Here is a 19,845-nt window from a genome sequence, read left to right as displayed (position 1 = left end):
GGTGATTGTGCGCCAAGGTCAAAAAAACCAGTGACTTTTTGATCTGACCGAGTATCAGCATTACAAGATCTGCTATAAACTCGCATTTTAAACACTTTTTAATATAATAGTGTTAAGTTGTAGAAAAACTTGCCGATAACTCAAACAACAATAACTGCGTGATTTATCACAAATAACTTCCCCCGGAGGACATGTGGATTTAGCAACGGTAATAGGGATCCTGGGTGCCATAGGTTTAATTGTAATGTCCATGGTACTAAGTAGTGATGGCCAGATCGCTATGTTCTATAACACGCCTTCCGTCGTTATCGTATTTGGTGGTTCAATTTTTATCGTATTGTCTAACTTTACGCTTGGACAGTTTTTCGGAATTGGAAAAGTGGCCGGGAAGGCCTTCATGTTCAAGATTGAAACTCCGGAAGAGCTGATTGAAAAAGCCGTTGAGCTTGCTGATTCAGCTCGCAAAGGTGGTTTTTTAGCGTTAGAAGAAGCCGAAATCCCCAACCAGTTTATGCGTAAAGGTGTCGATATGTTAGTCGATGGGCATGATGCTGATGTTGTGCGTGCCACATTGCAAAAAGATATTGCCCTAACGTCCTCAAGACACGAGTTAGGCGCTGGCTTATTTAAGTCCCTCGCCGATATCGCTCCTGCTATGGGGATGATTGGAACGCTCATCGGCCTAGTAGCGATGTTATCTAACATGGACGATCCAAAAGCAATTGGACCTGCTATGGCTGTTGCGCTTTTGACAACTTTATACGGTGCGTTTTTGGCTAACGTGGTTGCAATCCCAATTCAGGTTAAGCTTGAACTTCGTAAAGACGAAGAAGAGCGAAACCAGCGCCTTATCTTAGATGCAATCTTAGGCATTCAAGATGGCCAAAATCCAAAAGTCATTGAAGGTATCTTGAAAAACTATCTGCCAGAATCTAAACGTGGCGCTGAGGCTGAGGAATAATCATGTCAGATGAGAAAGAATGTAAATGTCCCCCCCCAGGTCTTCCTGCCTGGATGGGAACGTTTGCTGATCTCATGTCGTTGTTAATGTGCTTCTTCGTACTGCTATTGGCATTCTCCGAAATGGATGTACTGAAGTTTAAGCAAATTGCAGGATCGATGAAGTTTGCTTTTGGTGTGCAAAATAAAATTGAAGTAAAAGATATTCCTAAGGGGACCAGCGTGATTGCGATGGAATTTACTCCAGGAAAGCCAGAACCAACACCGATTGAAACGATTCAACAGCAAACCGTAGAAATGACGCAGCAAATGCTAGAGTTCCAAGCTGGTGACGAGGCTTCGGCGGGTGGCAGACAGGAGCAACGAGGTAATAAGCGTGGTGGTGAGTCTGCCAGTACTGCACAGGAAATGGCGTCAACGCAAGCAATTGCTTCTGCGGACCAAGAGCAAGTAAACGAGCTCGTTAAAAAGATTGCACAGCAGCTAGAAAAGCAAATTATGGATGGTGCAATTGAACTCGAGTCATTAGGGCAGCAAATTATTATTCGCATCCAAGAAAATGGTTCTTTTCCTGCGGGAAGTGCGTTTCTACAACCTAAATTTGAACCTGTGATTGCCGAAATTGCAGAGCTGCTCAAAGATGTACCTGGTGAAATTACAGTGTCCGGTCACACTGATGACTTTAGAGTGACTAACGAACTTTATTCGAATAACTGGGATTTATCGGCAACTAGAGCGGTAGCCGTTGCGACTGTAATGGAGCGTGTCCGTGGCTTTGATAAGAACAGAATGGTTGTAGTTGGTCATGCAGACACTAGACCTTTAGTACCTAATGACAGCGATGCAGATAGGCGCCGAAACCGGCGTGTCGAAATCTCGATTTTACAGGGTAAAGCGAAAGAATCAGACCCTATTGAAGTTAGGAAAAATTAGTTACAGTTTGTTGCCAAATTACAGGGAATTCGCTATTGTTCCGTTTGGTTCTACTTAAAGGAGAAATAGAATGATTTCAATAAAAAAACCCCAAAATTATAGATTGCCAGGTGGTAACGGTGAAGGTGGTGATGAAGAGTCAACAGAAAAAAAACTATCTTAACTAGTTGAAAGAGTGGATATGTTAGAGGCTTGGGAATCGGTACGACTTTTTTACATCGAATATAGCATTCCGCTGTCATTAATTGCGGTGTTTGCTTGTTTGGTTTTAAGAGATATTAAAGCTGCGCGCTATGCCATTTTAATTTCTGTGTTCTATATTGTTGGCTCTTTCACTAGCGATTATATTAGAGCGATGGATGATGTTATTGTTTATCGCTATATAATTTGGGCATTTAACGATATTGTGTTTATGGCTATAATTGCTGTTTGGGCCATTAAAGACAAAGTTTATATGTGGCAGAGTGTAATTGCTCAACTCATTATTATACCTGCACCAATTTTACAGATGTTTCGCTTAGTTGATAGGCATTTAATGGAACTTAGTTATTCCTCTTATCTCTACGTCACAATTATCCCAATTGTTAACTTTGCCACTCTATGTTTGGCATTTGTACCTGTAATTGCGTATTTTCAATTGAAACATAAACGAATGCAAGGCGGTGCGCTAGAGAGTGCTGAAGTAGGCCGTTAATAAAACCTACTTCATTTTGATAATACTCACCCCAAACTAGGAATAAGGCCAGCCATTTGCATTAGCTGAGAGGTGATGATCATCACACCGAAAACAGCGGCAAGTCCTAGTCCAAGCGTACCTCCTTTAACCTGATATCCATCATTACCTCTGGTTTTTCTCTGTTTCCATACCATAGCAACTGGTAGAAATACCGCTAACACCACGAGCGCAATCGCTGCATATCCCAGTGCCATAATAAAGCCCTTTGGATAAAAGAGGGCAAAGCCAAGCGGTGGTAAAAAGGTAATGAATGCCGTTTTGATCCGGTCTTTCTTAGTATCTTGCTTCTTAAAGGCATCTGCAAAAAAGTCGAATAAGCCGAGACTCACGCCTAAGAATGATGTCGCGAGAGCCAGATCTGCAAACACAGTTACAAATAATTGTACGTTGTCGTTGTGTGCGATAGAAGAAATACTGGTTACAAAACCCGGCAGTCCCTCACTTGCCATTAAGCTCTCTTGCCCCATAACACCTTGGCTTAGTAATTGCCAAAACACATAAATGATAAGGGGGAGGGAGGCACCAAACATCATCACCTTACGTAATTGACGAATATCTACACCAACGTACTTGACGATTGACGGGATTGAGCCATGAAACCCAAATGAAGTGAAAATTACAGGAATTGCCGCAATTACAAGCCCTTGCTCCACTGGCATATCGATAAGATGTTGGCCATGAACATAGGGAGTCAGGATAAAAAATAAACTCGCGAGCACGATAACTTTAATGGTAAATAGTAATTGGTTAAGCTTATCGACGGTACTTGTACCTAATGTCACTATGGTTGCAATGATAACAGCAAGTAGTACTGAACCGAGTTGGGGAGTGATCCCGTCACCCAATACACTAACTAGTTTGCTTTGAAGTTGTGCACCACCTCCCGCTATATAAGCTGCACACAGCGCATAGAATAAAAATACCATAGAAAAGTTAGCGACATATTGGCCCGATTTACCAAGTAAGTTTTTCGCCAGTGTATTTAGCGTAGCGTCTTGATCCGCGTACTGATGTATTTCCAGCATAAGTAAAGCGGTATAGGTCATTAGCAACCATGTGATTGTTAATAACGCGATAGCGGTAGAAAAGCCGAGTCCTGCGGATGCAATCGGGAGGGCGAGCATACCTGCGCCAATTGTAGTACCTGCTACAATTAGCATGCTGCCCAAAGTTTTATTCTTAAGCACGTTTTGCCCCTGATTATTATTATCTGGTGAGGCAAGATATAACGAATAGCACGGAATTGAAACTGTTTTGCTGCTAATACCAATTTGCGTATAAAATTCATGTGTCAAAAACAAAAAAGCCGCATATCAATATGCGGCTTATTCTAATCACCAGTATTTCCATCCAGTGAATTTGTGCTTGTACCCTTAACTTTTATATAAAGTCTTCATCTCTCATGAAAATGCACCGTATCAAGCTAACTTACCTAAGAGTCTATTGTGCTCGTACTAAATTGTCAAACCAATCTTGACCTCTCGCACTGAGCGACTTTAGCACAATAAGGTCACTTTCACCGTCAGGTAGCTTCAACCTTAGATGCTCATCAAGCGCAATTGCACGTTCCAAATGGCTGCGGATCTCACCCAGCGTCCGGACCATACAATCTAGCTCCTCAGGTAAGCCTTCGCTAAAATCTATACGAGTCTGATAACAGGCTATATTCCAATGCATACGAGCTCTGACGGACTCACTCATATCTGAAATGGAAAGTGCGCTTTCTAGCAGCTTGATGGCTTCTGCGAGCTTACCATCTCGGCTGAGTGCTCTGGCTTTTATGCCAATTGCTCTTGCATGGTTTGGGTGAATGTTGGTAAGAATGTCATCACAAACCTTAATTGCTTCATCGTATTGTGTGTTTGCAATCAATTCCCTAGCACGTTGGAGTGCGATCTCTACGGTATTCTTACGTGCTATTTCATACTCTTCTTTAACCTTTTGTTGGATGTCATTGAATTCATCTTCGCCAACGTAGCGTTTGTAGGCGCTAGAAACGAGTCCTACACCGCCAAAACCGCTTAAAATAGAGAATGAAAAGATCTTAATCCAAGTCCAAAATGCTTTATCAGAACCGGTAATTGAGTCATTTTCCCGTTTCAGATTGTGCTCTACGACCACTTTGATAATGCGGTTGATCTCAACGGCATTATCGTTATGCGCAGATGAAAACATTGCCACGGGAATGAGTATCTCGTCATTGTTTTGATGGTGGGAGTCGTGCTCACCATTTTGATATGATTTAAATGCATACTTACTGACTGGGCTGAAGTCTGCAGCGCCCGCCATGGTGAGCACACCGATTGCCATAAATGCTGAGATCACACCGGCTAGAATGACACCGAATCCACCTAAGTCCCAATACTCTGGGGCGGCGCTATTCGCACTCTTAAACTTAGGTTTGCGAAACTTATATGACGACGTTGAACGCATCGCTTGTAAGAGCCCACCTAAGCTGCCTCCAAGCACCACAACGGCAATAAAAATAGCGTAAAAGCTGATTGGTCCGTATTCCATATTAAAGTTATGTCCGAAAATTAGGGAGCAGTTCTCTCAGGTTAAGTAACTGAACTTTGGCTATTTTACATTGAATTTACAAAAATGCGTAGGGGGAGAGTGGAAATTGCATGGATATTGCTCCTACTTACGGCTAGGAGCAATATACGTTTTACTTGAACTTAAGTTCAGGAGCAGCAGTTATTTTACTTCTTTACCGGCGGCTTGCTGATCTGCATGGTAGCTAGAGCGTACAAATGGTCCGCAAGCTGCGTGGCTAAAGCCTATTTCGTCGGCATACTCTTTTAGTCCATCAAACTCTGCCGGTGGCACGTAGCGCTTTACCGGTAAGTGGTGCTTTGAAGGTTGTAGGTATTGGCCTACTGTAAGCATATCTACGTTATGCTCGCGCAAGTCTCTTAAGACTTCTTCAATTTCAGAGATTTCTTCGCCCAGTCCAACCATTAAGCCAGACTTAGTTCTTACCTCTGGATGCGCTTCTTTAAAACGGCGTAGCAATTCGAGTGACCACTTATAGTCGGCACCTGGACGCGCTAGCTTGTAAAGTCTCGGTGCAGTTTCAAGGTTGTGGTTGAATACATCCGGTGGTGTTTCACTCAAAATTTCAAGTGCTCTGTCCATACGGCCGCGGAAATCAGGCACAAGAATTTCGATTGTAATACCTGGGTTATGCTTACGGATCTCACGAATACAGTCAGCAAAATGTTGTGCACCACCGTCGCGTAAATCATCACGGTCAACAGAGGTAATAACAACGTAGCTTAACTTCATGTCTTTGATAGTGAGCGCTAGCTTTTCAGGCTCTTGGGCGTCAGGTTTTAGTGGACGACCATGAGCCACATCGCAGAATGGACAGCGGCGAGTACAAATTGCACCTAAAATCATAAAGGTTGCTGTACCGTGATTAAAGCACTCAGAAAGGTTAGGGCATGACGCCTCTTCACAAACAGAGTGTAAGCCGTGCTTACGCATTGCTTGTTTAATGCCATCGATACGTTCACTTGATTTTGGCAAACGGATCTTTAACCACTCAGGCTTTCTCAGCATTTCTTCGCGTTCTGTTGGCATGACTTTTACTGGGATCAATGCCATTTTTTCAGCATCGCGGAGCTTTACCCCAGGCTCCATTTTGACTGGTTTACTCATACGTTTTCAAACCCTTCAGTGTATTCGACATGCTCAGCATTAATGCGTTTTAGCATGTGTTTTACCAGACCGGCCCCCGCATCAGCGACGGTTTGAGGTCCATTAATTTCGCTACTTTGCACCATATTCATGCCCGCGTAACCACAAGGGTTTATTCGTAAAAATGGACCAAGATCCATATTGACGTTGAGTGCGAGCCCATGAAATGAGCAGCCACGACGGACTCTAAGTCCAAGAGATGCTATCTTGCTATCGTTTACGTATACACCTGGTGCATCGGCTTTAGCGTAAGCCTTTATCCCATATTCTTTAAGGGAGTCGATTATGCTTTCTTCTAGCCAAGTGACGAGCTCACGTACCCCTATTTTCAATCGTCGTAAGTTGAGCAGCACATAAAGCATTTGTTGCCCAGGACCGTGATAGGTAACTTGACCGCCGCGATCCACTTTTACGACGGGAATGTCACCTGGCGCCAAAACATGCTCTTCTTTACCAGCTTGACCTTGTGTAAAAACAGGCTCATGTTCTACCAGCCAGATTTCATCCGCTGTGGTGTCATCACGCTCGTCGGTAAAAGATTGCATTTTGTGCCAAATTGGCTCGTAACGACAAAGGCCAAGTTGGCGCACAATTAACTTACGAGATTCCATAACTAGGGTCCTTACCAACTACAGGATGTAGCGGACGTCTTCGATGCCACCGATCTCGGTATAAATCTGCTCGATATGCTCTTTGCTGGTTACTGTAACGACTAGAGATACGGCTTCATAGGTGCCCTTACTGCTTGGTTTAACCTTTGGTGCATAATCACCAGGTGCAATAACCTGCAGTTTGGCTAGGATCTGATCCGTCAAATTGACATTTGCTAGGCCCATAATTTTGAATGTAAATGGGCAAGGAAATTCTAAGTATTCATCAAACTTAGTATTTTTAACTGGTTTTACCACGACGGTATCCTCACAACGAACTACTTGCTGACGCCTTTATTTGGTCACTTAGGGACTCTTTCAAGCCTTGAGTTTCCAAGGTCGTCATTTATTGGCCGCATTCTATCATTTTTAAGACAAAAAAAAACGTCCATACGCAGGACGTTTTTGCTAAGCCGTATAGAGCTTAGTGAGTGTTAGAGATTAAACCCTTACAATCATCGAAAACTTCTGAGGAGAGAATGAGAAGAAAAAAGTGACTATTGTTAGCAAAGGTTAGATCATCAAAGAAAAATTGCAATACCGTAATTACGAATAGTAGCAGTAAAATTCCTGTTTTTTTTCGTTTAAAACTATTAATAATATTTTCTTTAGATTGTACGAGCTTAGTATTTAAAACGAGTATTAATTGATAGATGATAGCGGCAATCACCATAAAATTGATTACTGTAACGAACACAGGGCGAAGTGGAAAAGCAATAAGACCAAGCAATATTACTACGAAAGCAAATAAATATCTCAAGTGTCCAAAGTTGTGACTTGATTCTAAGCTAGTATCGCTATTTTTTATTAAAGAATTTAACTCATAGAGCATGGAATAGAGTATTAAATAAAATCCAATATATGAAAGTTCTGGCATCTTTAAATGGTAGCTTAACGCAAGGCAGGCAAGATAAGCTATTGTGCTAATGTAGATATAAAATGGAGTGGACTTTATTTGTTCAATGAAAGTCATTAATTTATCCTTTTATTTTTCCATTTGATTCTATTGTTTTGTTTTATATAAATTAATTTAATGCTTGTCAGAGGTTGAAACCTTATAAAGAAAAGATGATTACATTCGATATTTGCGCTGTTTATCTAAATAGGCTAGTGCGAGAACTCTAAACTAGTTTAATCAGTTTCAAAAATATCCTCACTAATGATATGGTTTAAGTACTGCATGTAGCAGCTAAAAATAACCATATAATTAGCAGCCAACGCTCCTACGGGTATAGATAGAAAAGGTGTGGTGCACATAACAACAATGAGTACCAGGTTAACAGAAAGGATAAACCTCGACTTGGTTTTTAACCTCTCCTTTATCGCGTCAATAGCGGACATCTTTCTTATTTTATACACAATTCTTATAACATGGGCTGCTAATAACATAGCGAATGCAATATTAAAAAGTGTAAGTAGTAGGTATTCAAGGTGCAGCCCGGCAATACCTATACAAGCAAACGCTAGCATAAGTAGCAACTGTATCCAGTGCTGTTTACAGTAAGTTATGAGCGTAACTTTTGCACAAGCTCCTTGTTCTTTTGCCACTACGGATAATAAATCCCAAGCAGGTACAATTAGCGCCATATAAAAACCAATATATAAAAGCAGGCTTGACTTGTATAAAATAGCAGAGAAAAGCAGTAATACTGCAATAGTCAACTTGGCTACTGGTAAGCCTGGTTTTAGGTATATATGATCTATGTAGTTCATAGGAAAGCCTTTTGTGAATCACCTCTTAGATTAACATCTCTCTACTTCTTCTCATTCATAACAGTCATCACTGGTACAAGTCAGGATACTCTGCTGAACAAAAATCTCCGAAGAGCTACTGGGACCGCTGTCATTATTTCCACAGTCAAAAGGAGTTTCTACACTTCATCATTATTACCGCGATTGTCGCCATCATCACTTAAATATCCTTTTATTTATAATTCGAGTTTGTACCCGAAATTGATTATCACAAATTGTTTTTAAATTGTAAACTTAAAGGGAGTTTTCAGCCGTGTGGTATGTTGAAAAGGGGTCTTAGATTAGAAAGTATGAATGTCAGGAAAGTGAAGGGAAATAAATAAGCTTTATAGGAAAGATAAGCCAACCAGTTTGTCTCGGCTGGCCTATCAGATAAGGAATTACTGCGAGATCTGTAAACGTAGGTAGTCGTAGATCTTGCTAAAGAATCCACCTTCTTGGATCTCTTCAAGCGTAACCAGCGGGTATTGTGCTACGTCTTCACCTTCAAGCTGTAAGAACAAAGTACCAACTTTAGTACCTTTTGCTAGCGGCGCTTCGAGTGTTTTATCTAACTCAAAGTTAGCCTTTAAGTTCTTGCTTTGACCACGTGGAATAGTGATTGGCGTGTCTTCCATAATGCCAAGCGATACGGTTTCTTTGTTACCCATCCATACGCGCTGATCGGCAAAAGCGTCACCGGCTTGGTAAGGAGTAATGGTTTCAAAGAAACGGAAGCCGTAGTTAAGCAACTTTTTGCTTTCAACTTTACGTGCTCGCTCACTCTCAGTACCCATGACGACTGCAACAAGACGCATATCATCTTTAACCGCTGAAGTAACAAGGCTGTAGCCGGCATCTGAGGTGTGGCCGGTTTTAATGCCGTCCACTTCAAGGCTTGCATCCCAAAGTAGTGAGTTACGGTTATATTGCTTTATACCATTGTATGAAAAAGACTTTTTCTTGTATAAAGCGTATTCGTCAGGTACATCACGAATAAGTGCGGCACCTAGAGTCGCCATGTCTCTTGGAGTGGTGTAATGCTCATCGGTGTCTAGGCCATGGCTATTGATAAAGTGACTATTCGTCATGCCTAGCTTTTCAGCATGTGCATTCATCAGATCGGCAAACGCACTTTCGCTACCAGCAATGTGCTCGGCCATTGCAACACAAGCATCATTGCCAGATTGAATAATGATCCCGTGGTTTAAGTCATCGACACTGACCTGCTTACCGACTTCGATAAACATCACCGACGAACCGGGAAAATTCTTAGCCCATGCTTTTTCACTAATGGTGACCTGATCAGATGGACTAATGTTACCTGCCGCGATTTCAGTACCAATAACATAACTGGTCATCATTTTGGTTAAACTTGCAGGCGCTAGCTTAGTATCGGCTTCACCCTCTGCAATCACCTTTCCTGTTGTGAAATCTACAAGGAAATAGCCTTTCGCATTGATCTGCGGCGGTGAAGGAATAATTTGTGCACTGGCACTCATAATAGAGAAAGTGCACACCAGTCCAAGGACTTTTTTAACGATTTTTGGTTTGATAGAAGTCATTATGCTCGCTTTTTTGTTTATCGGCATTCATTGCGGTTATTCTAAAGTTCCTGCTCACTGTAAAGCAAGAAAGCACGACTAAATTGACCTTGTTGTAAGGTTTTTAGTAAAGATTGTGCTTGATTGTCGTCGGTAATTGGGCCGACTCTAAGCTTGTACAGGTTGTTTTCAAACGTGATGGGTGTACCTAACCCCAATTCTTGTTTTAACTGACCTGCTAATAACTGTATGTTCTCAAGTTTACTGCCAGCAGCAACTTGTACATAGGTTAGCCTTGGAGACTCGCGCGATAGAGTAATGGCTTCGACCTTAACGCGCGCTGTACCCTGAAGGTGATAGCCTAGCTTGTAGGCGGCAGCGTAAGACAGGTCGATTAATCTATCGTCGTGGAATGGACCTCGGTCGTTAATTCTAACGATGGCAGAGCGTCCGTTGTCTAAGTTTGTTACTTTAGCAAAGCTAGGGAGTGGCAGCGTTTTATGCGCCGCTGTCATATCGAACATATTAAAAACTTCACCATTGGAGGTGTGGTAGCCATGGAATTTACGGCCGTACCACGAGGCAATGCCTTGTTGTTGATACCCATGTTCGTCTGAGATTGGTGTGTAACGTTTACCAAGAACAGTGTAGGGGCGATTGGCACTCACGCTCTTTTTCTCATTGGTGACAATGGCATCTTGCATTTCCAGTTCGGTAGGTTCGCGCAGTGGCGCTTTATCATGGCGAATATGATAGCGACTTCCACAAGCGCTGAGCACGCTTAACAGGGCAAATACTAAAACCAGTTTTGAAATTAGGGTAATACGAACTGTCATTATTTTAACAACATCCTCTTATCTGTTGCGATTGCCATAATAATGCCAAAACCGGCCATTAAGGTCACCATCGATGTGCCACCATAGCTAATTAGGGGCAGAGGTACACCGACTACTGGCAAGAGACCAGAAACCATTCCGATATTTACAAAGACATAGACGAAGAAGGTCAACGTCAGTGCTCCTGCAAGCAGCTTACTGAAAGCGTCTTGTGCTTGCACTGCGATATACAATCCGCGACCAATTATAAAAAGATACAAGCTGAGTAAAATGGTGACACCCAACAAGCCAAACTCTTCGCTCAACACCGAGAAGATAAAGTCGGTATGGCGTTCGGGTAAAAACTCTAATTGAGATTGTGTTCCATGTAGCCAACCTTTGCCCTCCACGCCACCGGAGCCTATCGCAATTTTCGATTGGATAATATGGTAACCAGAGCCCAGCGGGTCGCTTTCTGGATCTAAAAAGGTCAGAACACGTTGCTTTTGATAGGCATGCATTCCGTAATGCCAAAACGCATAGCCACCGGGGACCGCAAGTAATAAACCAGAGCCGATTAAACGCCAACTTAACCCAGCTAAAAAGAGCGCAAAAATACCAGAGCTGGCGATTAAGATAGAAGTACCCAAGTCGGGTTGCTCTTTGATCAGGATGGTCGGTACTAACACAATCACAAAACCGATTGTTAAATTCAAAATACTAGGAGGTAAGTGAGAGCGGCCAATAAACCAAGCGACCGTCATGGGCACTGCTAGCTTCATTATTTCAGAAGGTTGAAAGCGGGTAACACCTAAGTCGAGCCAGCGCTGAGCCCCTTTACTACTGACTCCAAAAAACAGCACTGCGACGAGCATGCCAAGACCTAAGAGGTAAACGGGAATTGCCACACGCTTAAGTGTATTTGGAGAGAATTGTGCCATAAATAACATGGCAACTAATGCACCAAACATGCGTGTGCCGTGGCGCATCATCATGCCCATATCTTGTCCACTAGCACTATAAACAATCGCAAGGCTACCAATCATCATAGTGAGCAAGGCTGTAAATAATGGTAGGTCGATATGGACTTTTTCAAATAGCGAACGCGGCTTATTCAGCGGGCTCATTGCTGTTGCTCCTTCTCAAGCGGGTAGGCTGAAAAGTAATAATCCATCACTTGTCTTGCCATTGGCGCTGCGATAGCACTACCACCACCTTGGTTTTCGACAACCACAGTGATAACAATTTGAGGGTCATCAAAAGGTGCAAAACCTACGTAGATACCATTGTCTCTGTGTTTTTCTTTTAGCTTTTTGGCATCGTACCTTTCGCCCTGAGCAATGCTGACAACTTGTGCGGTGCCTGTTTTACCTGCGTGGTCATAGGTCACGCCCTTAAATGCGCTTTTCGCTGTACCTATTTTTACTGTGTTGTGCATGGCTTTTAATGCAATATCCCAGTGATAAGGGTTTTTCAACACAACGGGTGGTTTTTCTTCCGTAAATAGTTGTTCTACTTCAGTGTCTTGCTTAGAAATTTGTACTAAGTGCGGCTGGCGGTGTATACCTTTATTGACCAAAATGCTCAGTGAGTTCGCAATTTGCATTGGAGTGGCAGTCCAGTAGCCTTGTCCTATCCCAACAGAAATCGTATCTCCCGGGTACCACGACTCTTTAAAACGTTCTCTTTTCCATTCAACGGATGGCAAAATGGCGGAGGTTTCTTCATGAATATCGATACCCGAAAGCTCACCAAAGCCAAACTGGTTCATAAAGTCGCTAATTTTAGTTATGCCGAGTTTATATGCGGCTTCATAAAAGTACGTGTCGCAAGACTGCTCAATAGCCTTATACACATCAACATGCTCATGGCCCCAAGGACGCCAGTCACGCCATTTATGTTTTACATTGGGAATTTGAAAAAAGCCAGGATCCCAAATTTTGGTTGTTTCGGTGACAACACCTTCTTCCAGCGCAAGCACAGCAAGATGGGGTTTCACTGTGGAAGCTGGTGCATAACGGCCTTGAGTTGCACGGTTGATAAGCGGTCTGTCTGGGTTGAGCAAGGCTCGGTAGTCTTTGCCGCTGATCCCGTGAACGAACAGATTCGGGTCGTAACTTGGGTTAGAATAGAGCGCTAAAATTCCACCATCGCGTGGATCCATAACGATGATCGCGCCTCGGGTGTCTTTTAGCACATGCTGGACGATTTGTTGCAAGCCGATATCAAGCGTTAGTACCAAGTCTTTACCTGGTTGCGGCGTTTCCATGCTTAATGTGCGAATGATACGGCCGCGATTATTCACCTCGACGCGGCGAGAGCCCACAATGCCGTGCAGCTGTTCTTCATAAAACTTCTCGACACCGAGTTTACCGATATCATGGGTGGCACGATAGTTAGTGTCTTTGCCTTCTAGTTCTAAGTCAAAGAGTTCCTCTTTGTTGAGCTTTGCGACATAGCCAAGGGCATGAGTGAGGGTATCGCCATAAGGATAATAACGGGACAATCGAGCTTCAACGCTAAAGCCAGGCAGGCGGTGTTGGTTCACCGACAAAATTGCAACTTCTTCTTCATTCAAGCGGCCCTTTAGTACTTGACTTTTGAAGCGGCGGTTATGCTTGATTTCCTTTTTGAAATCTTCTACTTCTTGCTCAGAAATTTCGATGAGTTGACGTACAGAAGCTAATGATGCTTCGAGATCTTCGACATCTTCTGGGATCACTTCAAGGTTGTAAACGGGGCGGTTTTCGGCGAGCAAGACACCATTGCGGTCGTAAATCAGACCACGATTAGGGGCGACCGGAATGACTTTTATACGGTTATCGTTAGAGCGGGTACGATAGGTCTCGTGCTCAGTCACCTGAAGCTTGTAGACGTTGTGAAACAAGATCCCAACAATAATAACGACAAAAACAAAGCCGACAAAGGCCCGTCTCGCGAAGAGGTTAGCCTCGGCAGAATGATCCCTAATCGTCGGCCGTTTTTTTATCATTATTATTCTCTGTGGTAAGGATGATTATTATTTAAACTCCAGCCACGATACAAGCTCTCGGCAACCACTATACGCACCAAAGGATGGGGTAGGGTTAAGTTTGATAATGACCATTTTTGTTCAGCCGCAGCAATACATTCTGGTGCAAGCCCTTCAGGGCCGCCAATCAGTAAGCTAACATCGCGACCGTCCAGCTGCCACTTTTCCATATTGCTCGCAAGTTGGTGTGTATCCCATGGCTTGCCAGTCACTTCTAAGGTTACGATCCGATTGCCTTTTGGAATAGCGGCTAAGGTTTTTTCACCTTCTTGTTGCAAAATGCGTTTAATATCTGCGTTTTTCCCCCGTTTGCCAGCGCTAATTTCAATTAACTCCAGTGGCATATCTTTGGGAAAGCGTCTTTGATATTCGGTGAAGCCAGTTTCAACCCACTTCGGCATTTTGGTACCTACTGCAATGAGTTGGATCTTCACATTAGCCCCACAGCTTTTCTAGGTCATAAAAATCACGGGTTTGGTCTTGCATTACGTGAACAACAACGTCACCCAAATCAACCAATACCCACTCACCAACGTCTTGACCTTCTTGGCCAATTGGTGTTTCTCCAGCATGACGTGCTTCTTTTGCGACATGATCGGCAATCGATTGTACATGGCGTTTTGAGGTGCCTGTACAGATCACTAAGTAATCGGTGATTGAAGAAGTTTCGCGAACGTCGAGCTTTACAATATCACGCGCTTTCATATCATCTACTTTGTCTAGCGCGAAATCTAATAACTGTTGTGAATCCAAGTTTTTGTCTCTGTATTTCAAATAATCGGCGATTTTAACATGCTTTATGGGGTTAATCAGCATACAAGCCATGGCTATTTATATAATCTATGACAGAAGCGGGCAGCCAATGTTCCAAATATTCTTTGTCATGCTGTGCAATTGCAGCTCTTATTGTACTCGATGCAATGTCTTTTTGCTCACCGTGAAGGAAATAGCAGTGTCCAGCCTTGGTGGTTTGGAGTCTATTTGAGCTATCTGTGCGTGCTTTGGCTAAATAAGCCGAGACTTTAGCATCTGGTGAGCAATGTTCTTTTGGGCGTTGATACACTACCAGATGACACAGCTTTGTAATTTCTTGCCATTGATACCAAGTGTGCAGGCTATTAAACGAGTCCATACCCATTAAAAATAAAATCGGCTGATCCTGATATTCGTTACGCAGCTCTTGCAGTGTTAGCAGGCTGTAAGAGGGTCCTTGTCGGTCAAGCTCACGTTTATCAATAACCAGTTTTTGTTGCCCTGATAGCAAATTAGCAAGCATCGCTAGGCGATGCTCGTCACTGATGCTGGGCTTTTGTTTATGAACCGGTATGGCACAAGGTAAAAATTTTAACTCAGCCAGATTTAGCTCGTCGACGCAGCGCATCGCCATATTTAAATGGCCCAAATGCGGAGGATCGAAAGTACCACCAAACAAAGCAATCATACATGCTCACCCTGGCTAATTGGTAACGGCATTGCTATAGATGTAGCAAAGGCTAGCGCGATGTGTGCTAGAGCTTGATATGGCGCAGTGAGCCTTGCTTCTTTATATGCGGTATCAAAGTCCGCCATCATACAGAGCAACTGTTTCATCTGCTCTAGCGTTAATCTGTCTAACGCTTGCTGCGTGATGGTTTGCTGATTTTTCCAGACATTATGCTTTTTATAGGCATCCGCAAGCGTAGTGCCGGTTTGCCACAAGGTTTTAACACCCAGCAGGGTGCGTGCTTGGTTTTGCAAGGTCCAGAGAATACTCGCGGGCTCTACATTATCGCTGGCGAGCTTATTCAATACTTTGATGATTTGTTTAGGGTTGCCACTTAGCAATCCGGTATTTAAATCAAAAATATCGAACTTAGATTGATTTAATAAGCCGCTCAGCAATTGCTGTTCATCAACCGGGTTTTTACCAAATAGTAAGGAGAGCTTTTCGAGCTCCTGATGCGTTGCAAGCAAGTTGCCTTCTGTGGCGACGAGGAGGGCGCGCTTGCCTTGTGGTGACACAGACAGCTTCAGCCGCTTACATTCATCATCAAACCAGCGCTCAAGATGACGGCCCGTTAACGCATAGCAAGGGACGAACAGGCCTTTAGGCTCTAATGCTTTGAACCAAGCGGTTCGTTGAATGTCTTGACCCGCGCCCAGCCCTTTAAAAATAACAACGACATCTGGATTGACCTGTTCGGCCAAAGACTTTAAAACCGCAACACCTTGGGTAGGAACTTTTTGCTCGTTAAAGTCGAACTCGATGAGCGTACGCGCACTGAACAAAGACATACTGTTGTACTGTGCACTGAGCTCTTGCCAGTCAAATCCCGGAAGTAGAGCAAATTTAATGACTTCGTCAAAGCCTTGCTGCTTGGCTGCGGTTCGTATGGCAAGTACACATTCGCCTTGCTGAAAGGGTTCTTCACCAAAGACCAGATAAAAAGGGGCAAGCCCTTTACTTAGGTAATTGGAGAGTTGATTGGCATAACAACGCATTACAGTTGCGACAACTCTCGAATAATACGTTGGCTTGCAAGACGGCGCATCTCGGTTAGGATCAGCTCAAGCTCTTTTGCCTTTGCTAGCGCGTTGTCTGGGTCGTCCTGATAGTTACGATACAGCTCGAACATTTGTTTAACGGGTTCTTGGCCCGGACGACTCAATCGGTACGACACGCGATACGCCAGTTCATACTGAGCAACCTGACCATTTTTGAACAAACTGAGTGTTTGACGTTCAAGTGAGTCATTGTACAAGTACAATTCAGCAGCTTGTTTGGTATTTTTTGGTGTAAGGGATACCTGAGCGCGCTGAAGATCAGACTGTAGCTGTTCAAACAGGGCTGAACGCTTGTCGTCACCGCTTAAGGTGATTTCTTTTAGATCGTCAGGAAGGTAAGAGGCTTGCTTGAGGTGAAAACCGCAGCTCGCCACGAAGAAGCAAGCTAGCAAAACTGCTAGCTTGCTGGTGTGCCAAAATAGGCTATGCATCTTAGTTTGCAACCACATTAAGTAGTTTACCAGGAACATAGATCACCTTACGGATGGTCTTGCCGTCAGTAAATTTAGTGACGTTTTCTTCGCTAAATGCAATCGCTTCAACTTGTTCTTGCGTTGCATCTGCCGCCACGGTGATTTTAGAGCGCAGCTTGCCATTGACTTGTACAACGATAAGCTTTTCATCTTCAACTAGTGCGCTTTGGTCGACAATAGGCCATGCCGCATCAAGAATATCGCCAGCTTTGCCAAGCTCAGCCCATAGCTCGTGACACATGTGCGGTGTGATAGGCGCAAGCATGATCACCATGGCTTCTAGCGCTTCGTTTGCTAGTGCAATGTCTTGCTCATCGCTCAGTGGCGCTTTGATAAGCTTATTTGAAAGCTCCATCACCGCCGCAATTGCCGTGTTGAACGTTTGACGACGTTCGATATCGTCTGTCACCTTTGCAATGGCTTTGTGGATGTCGCGACGTAGCGTCTTTTGCGCTGCATTTAGTTTGCTTAAATCAAGCTCGGCAGTACCAGCTTGCTTTACGTCAACTGCGTATTTCCAAATACGACGAAGGAAACGGTGCGCACCTTCAACGCCTGAGTCAGACCATTCAAGCGTTTGTTCTGGTGGAGCCGTAAACATCATGAATAAGCGAACTGTGTCAGCGCCGTATTGCTTGATAACCGTTTGCGGGTCAATACCATTGTTCTTCGACTTAGACATTTTGCTCATGCCTGCAGAGAATACCGGCTCGCCGTCTTCTTTATGCCACGCTTTAGTGATGCGGCCTTTGTCGTCAGTCTCAGTTAATACGTCAGTTGGTGCGATCCAAATATCGCCGCCTTTCTCGTCTTTGCGGTAGTAAGTATCCGCAAGTACCATGCCTTGACATAGTAGACGCTCAAATGGCTCATCAGAATTCACTAAACCGAAATCACGTAGCAACTTGTGGAAGAAGCGCGAGTACAACAAGTGCAAGATAGCGTGCTCAATACCACCAATATATTGGTTTACTGGTAGCCAGTAGTTTGCAGCACCTGGTTCAAGCATACCTTCATCGTAGCGTGGGCTACAGTAACGTGCATAGTACCAAGATGATTCCATAAAGGTGTCGAATGTATCGGTTTCGTGGAATACCGCTTCACCATTTATTGTTGCTTTTGCCCATTCTGGATCTGCTTTAATCGGTGAAGTTACTCCATTCATGATTACGTCTTCAGGTAGACGAACAGGGAGCATGTCTTCAGGTGCCGCAAGCTCAGAACCATCTTCTTTGTTCAACATTGGGATTGGCGAACCCCAATAACGCTGGCGGCTCACACCCCAATCGCGAAGACGGAAGTTTACTTTGCGTTTACCTACGCCAAGTGATTCTAATTTAGTCGCGATGGCGTTAAATGCACCTTCAAAGTCTAGGCCATCGAACTCGCCAGAGTTGATAAGCGTACCTTTTTCGGTAAATGCCGCTTCAGCCAGATTGGCTTCTACTTCTGCGCCGGCTAGAGGCTGAATAACTTGTTTGATCTCAAGACCATAAGCGGTTGCAAACTCATAATCACGTTGGTCGTGACCCGGTACTGCCATCACGGCACCTGAGCCGTAATCCATCAGTACAAAGTTAGCTACCCAAATTGGCACCTCTTGTCCTGTGAGTGGGTGGATAGCCGTAAAGCCAGTTGCGATGCCTTTTTTCTCCATTGTTGCCATATCTGCTTCGGCAACTTTGGTGTTCTTGCACTCTTCAACAAAGCGAGAGATCGCTTCGCTGTTTTTCGCCGCTTCTTGAGCGATCGGATGACCTGCCGCAACTGCCACATAAGTCACGCCCATAAAGGTATCAGGGCGGGTGGTGTATACGGTGAAGCTTTCGTCGTTGTCGGCACGTTTAAAGTCGATTTCAACGCCTTCTGAGCGACCAATCCAGTTACGCTGCATGGTTTTAACTTGCTCAGGCCAGTGGTCAAGCTTGTCTAAGTCATCCAGCAACTCTTGTGCATAATCGGTGATCTTAATGAACCATTGTGGAATTTCTTTTTGCTCGACAATGGCACCAGAGCGCCAACCACGGCCGTCGATTACCTGTTCATTTGCCAGTACCGTTTGGTCAACTGGATCCCAGTTTACCGTTGACATCTTTTTGTATACTAAGCCTTTTTCGTAAAGCTTAGTGAAGAACCACTGTTCCCACTTATAATATTCAGGGTGACAAGTCGCGATTTCACGATCCCAGTCGTAACCAAAACCAAGTAACTTAAGCTGGTTGCGCATGTAGTCGATATTTTCGTAGGTCCATTTCGCCGGTGCGGTATTATTTTTAATTGCCGCGTTTTCAGCTGGAAGACCAAACGCATCCCAACCCATAGGTTGCATAACGTTTTTGCCTTGTAGGCGTTGGAAACGAGAAACCACATCACCAATGGTGTAGTTACGTACGTGACCCATGTGGAGGCGACCACTTGGGTATGGGAACATTGAGAGACAGTAGTACTTCTCTTTACTTTCGTCTTCGACAACTTTGAAGGTATTGTTTTCTTCCCAGTACGACTGTACTTTGGCTTCGATATCTTGCGGGTTATATTGCTCTTGCATCTAGGTTTCCAAACATCTGGCAAAATTAATAGAAAATTGCTCGATAGCATACCCGAAATTGGCCAGCAATCACAGCACCTAAAGTGGAATTATTTTAGTCGATTGCCGCGGACTAAAGGTGGTGTCGAAGTGGAGATAAACTACGCGAAGATCTGCAGCGGTAAAAGGGTAAATTTTG

The 19,845-nt window shown here is 43.8% G+C and carries 20 protein-coding genes; 3 read left to right on the top strand and 17 right to left on the bottom strand.

Annotated elements, in window-relative coordinates; all coding sequences use genetic code 11:
• Positions 1 to 193: 193 nt before the first annotated feature.
• From pomA to L3V43_RS02255, 3 genes are all read left to right on the top strand, one after another.
• Positions 194 to 961, top strand: a complete 768-nt coding sequence (gene pomA, locus L3V43_RS02265; RefSeq protein ID WP_010606140.1) for a flagellar motor protein PomA — start codon at positions 194 to 196, stop codon at positions 959 to 961.
• Positions 962 to 963: 2 nt separating this feature from the next.
• Positions 964 to 1,893 (top strand): flagellar motor protein MotB, encoded by a 930-nt coding sequence (locus tag L3V43_RS02260; RefSeq protein WP_010606141.1) that lies wholly within the window; start codon positions 964 to 966, stop codon positions 1,891 to 1,893.
• 181 nt (positions 1,894 to 2,074) lie between these two features.
• Positions 2,075 to 2,587, top strand: coding sequence for a hypothetical protein (locus L3V43_RS02255; RefSeq protein WP_010606142.1), 513 nt, complete (start codon positions 2,075 to 2,077; stop codon positions 2,585 to 2,587).
• A 26-nt stretch (positions 2,588 to 2,613) separates the two neighbouring features.
• On the opposite strand, the gene L3V43_RS02250 is transcribed toward L3V43_RS02255, so the two are convergent.
• From L3V43_RS02250 to leuS, 17 genes are all read right to left on the bottom strand, one after another.
• Positions 2,614 to 3,816 (bottom strand): aromatic amino acid transport family protein, encoded by a 1,203-nt coding sequence (locus L3V43_RS02250; protein ID WP_199539660.1) that lies wholly within the window; start codon positions 3,814 to 3,816, stop codon positions 2,614 to 2,616.
• Positions 3,817 to 4,069: 253 nt separating this feature from the next.
• Positions 4,070 to 5,146 (bottom strand): tetratricopeptide repeat protein, encoded by a 1,077-nt coding sequence (locus tag L3V43_RS02245; RefSeq protein WP_017216359.1) that lies wholly within the window; start codon positions 5,144 to 5,146, stop codon positions 4,070 to 4,072.
• Positions 5,147 to 5,326: 180 nt separating this feature from the next.
• Entirely contained in the window at positions 5,327 to 6,292 is a 966-nt protein-coding gene (lipA, locus tag L3V43_RS02240; RefSeq protein ID WP_010606145.1) for a lipoyl synthase, read from the bottom strand.
• Positions 6,289 to 6,942: a lipoyl(octanoyl) transferase LipB gene (gene lipB, locus L3V43_RS02235; RefSeq protein WP_235366554.1), complete on the bottom strand. Its 654-nt coding sequence runs from the start codon at positions 6,940 to 6,942 to the stop codon at positions 6,289 to 6,291. Before lipB ends, lipA begins: the two co-directional genes overlap by 4 nt.
• A gap of 18 nt (positions 6,943 to 6,960) precedes the next feature.
• Positions 6,961 to 7,239, bottom strand: coding sequence for a DUF493 family protein YbeD (ybeD, locus tag L3V43_RS02230; RefSeq protein WP_010606146.1), 279 nt, complete (start codon positions 7,237 to 7,239; stop codon positions 6,961 to 6,963).
• A 166-nt stretch (positions 7,240 to 7,405) separates the two neighbouring features.
• Positions 7,406 to 7,954 (bottom strand): hypothetical protein, encoded by a 549-nt coding sequence (locus L3V43_RS02225; RefSeq protein ID WP_237115796.1) that lies wholly within the window; start codon positions 7,952 to 7,954, stop codon positions 7,406 to 7,408.
• Between the two features lie 158 nt (positions 7,955 to 8,112).
• Complete coding sequence (locus tag L3V43_RS02220) at positions 8,113 to 8,694, bottom strand: hypothetical protein (protein WP_102057335.1); 582 nt, start codon at positions 8,692 to 8,694, stop codon at positions 8,113 to 8,115.
• A gap of 419 nt (positions 8,695 to 9,113) precedes the next feature.
• Positions 9,114 to 10,277, bottom strand: coding sequence for a serine hydrolase (locus tag L3V43_RS02215; protein ID WP_102057334.1), 1,164 nt, complete (start codon positions 10,275 to 10,277; stop codon positions 9,114 to 9,116).
• Between the two features lie 41 nt (positions 10,278 to 10,318).
• Positions 10,319 to 11,092, bottom strand: a complete 774-nt coding sequence (locus tag L3V43_RS02210) for a septal ring lytic transglycosylase RlpA family protein (RefSeq protein ID WP_237115797.1) — start codon at positions 11,090 to 11,092, stop codon at positions 10,319 to 10,321.
• A complete protein-coding gene (gene rodA / locus L3V43_RS02205) occupies positions 11,092 to 12,198 on the bottom strand; it encodes a rod shape-determining protein RodA (RefSeq protein ID WP_102057333.1) in 1,107 nt (368 codons plus the stop codon). The genes L3V43_RS02210 and rodA overlap by 1 nt, the downstream gene beginning before the upstream one ends.
• Positions 12,195 to 14,063 (bottom strand): penicillin-binding protein 2, encoded by a 1,869-nt coding sequence (gene mrdA, locus L3V43_RS02200; RefSeq protein ID WP_235366557.1) that lies wholly within the window; start codon positions 14,061 to 14,063, stop codon positions 12,195 to 12,197. The genes rodA and mrdA overlap by 4 nt, the downstream gene beginning before the upstream one ends.
• A gap of 2 nt (positions 14,064 to 14,065) precedes the next feature.
• Entirely contained in the window at positions 14,066 to 14,536 is a 471-nt protein-coding gene (gene rlmH, locus L3V43_RS02195) for a 23S rRNA (pseudouridine(1915)-N(3))-methyltransferase RlmH (protein WP_010372039.1), read from the bottom strand.
• A gap of 1 nt (position 14,537) precedes the next feature.
• Positions 14,538 to 14,855 (bottom strand): ribosome silencing factor, encoded by a 318-nt coding sequence (rsfS, locus tag L3V43_RS02190; RefSeq protein WP_010372036.1) that lies wholly within the window; start codon positions 14,853 to 14,855, stop codon positions 14,538 to 14,540.
• 52 nt (positions 14,856 to 14,907) lie between these two features.
• A complete protein-coding gene (gene nadD, locus L3V43_RS02185) occupies positions 14,908 to 15,543 on the bottom strand; it encodes a nicotinate-nucleotide adenylyltransferase (RefSeq protein WP_235366558.1) in 636 nt (211 codons plus the stop codon).
• Positions 15,540 to 16,583 (bottom strand): DNA polymerase III subunit delta, encoded by a 1,044-nt coding sequence (holA, locus tag L3V43_RS02180; RefSeq protein WP_235366559.1) that lies wholly within the window; start codon positions 16,581 to 16,583, stop codon positions 15,540 to 15,542. Before holA ends, nadD begins: the two co-directional genes overlap by 4 nt.
• The gene (lptE, locus tag L3V43_RS02175; protein WP_102057329.1) at positions 16,583 to 17,095 is read right to left on the bottom strand and encodes an LPS assembly lipoprotein LptE; all 513 of its coding nucleotides are present in this window, start codon (positions 17,093 to 17,095) and stop codon (positions 16,583 to 16,585) included. The genes holA and lptE overlap by 1 nt, the downstream gene beginning before the upstream one ends.
• A complete protein-coding gene (leuS, locus tag L3V43_RS02170) occupies positions 17,079 to 19,667 on the bottom strand; it encodes a leucine--tRNA ligase (RefSeq protein WP_235366560.1) in 2,589 nt (862 codons plus the stop codon). Before leuS ends, lptE begins: the two co-directional genes overlap by 17 nt.
• Positions 19,668 to 19,845: the final 178 nt, after the last annotated feature.

The organism is Pseudoalteromonas sp. L23, assembly GCF_021728455.1.
In the GTDB taxonomy this organism is placed as follows: Bacteria; Pseudomonadota; Gammaproteobacteria; order Enterobacterales; family Alteromonadaceae; genus Pseudoalteromonas.
The sequence above is the reverse complement of the archived record's forward strand: the minus strand, read 5'-3'. Positions and strand labels throughout refer to the sequence as shown.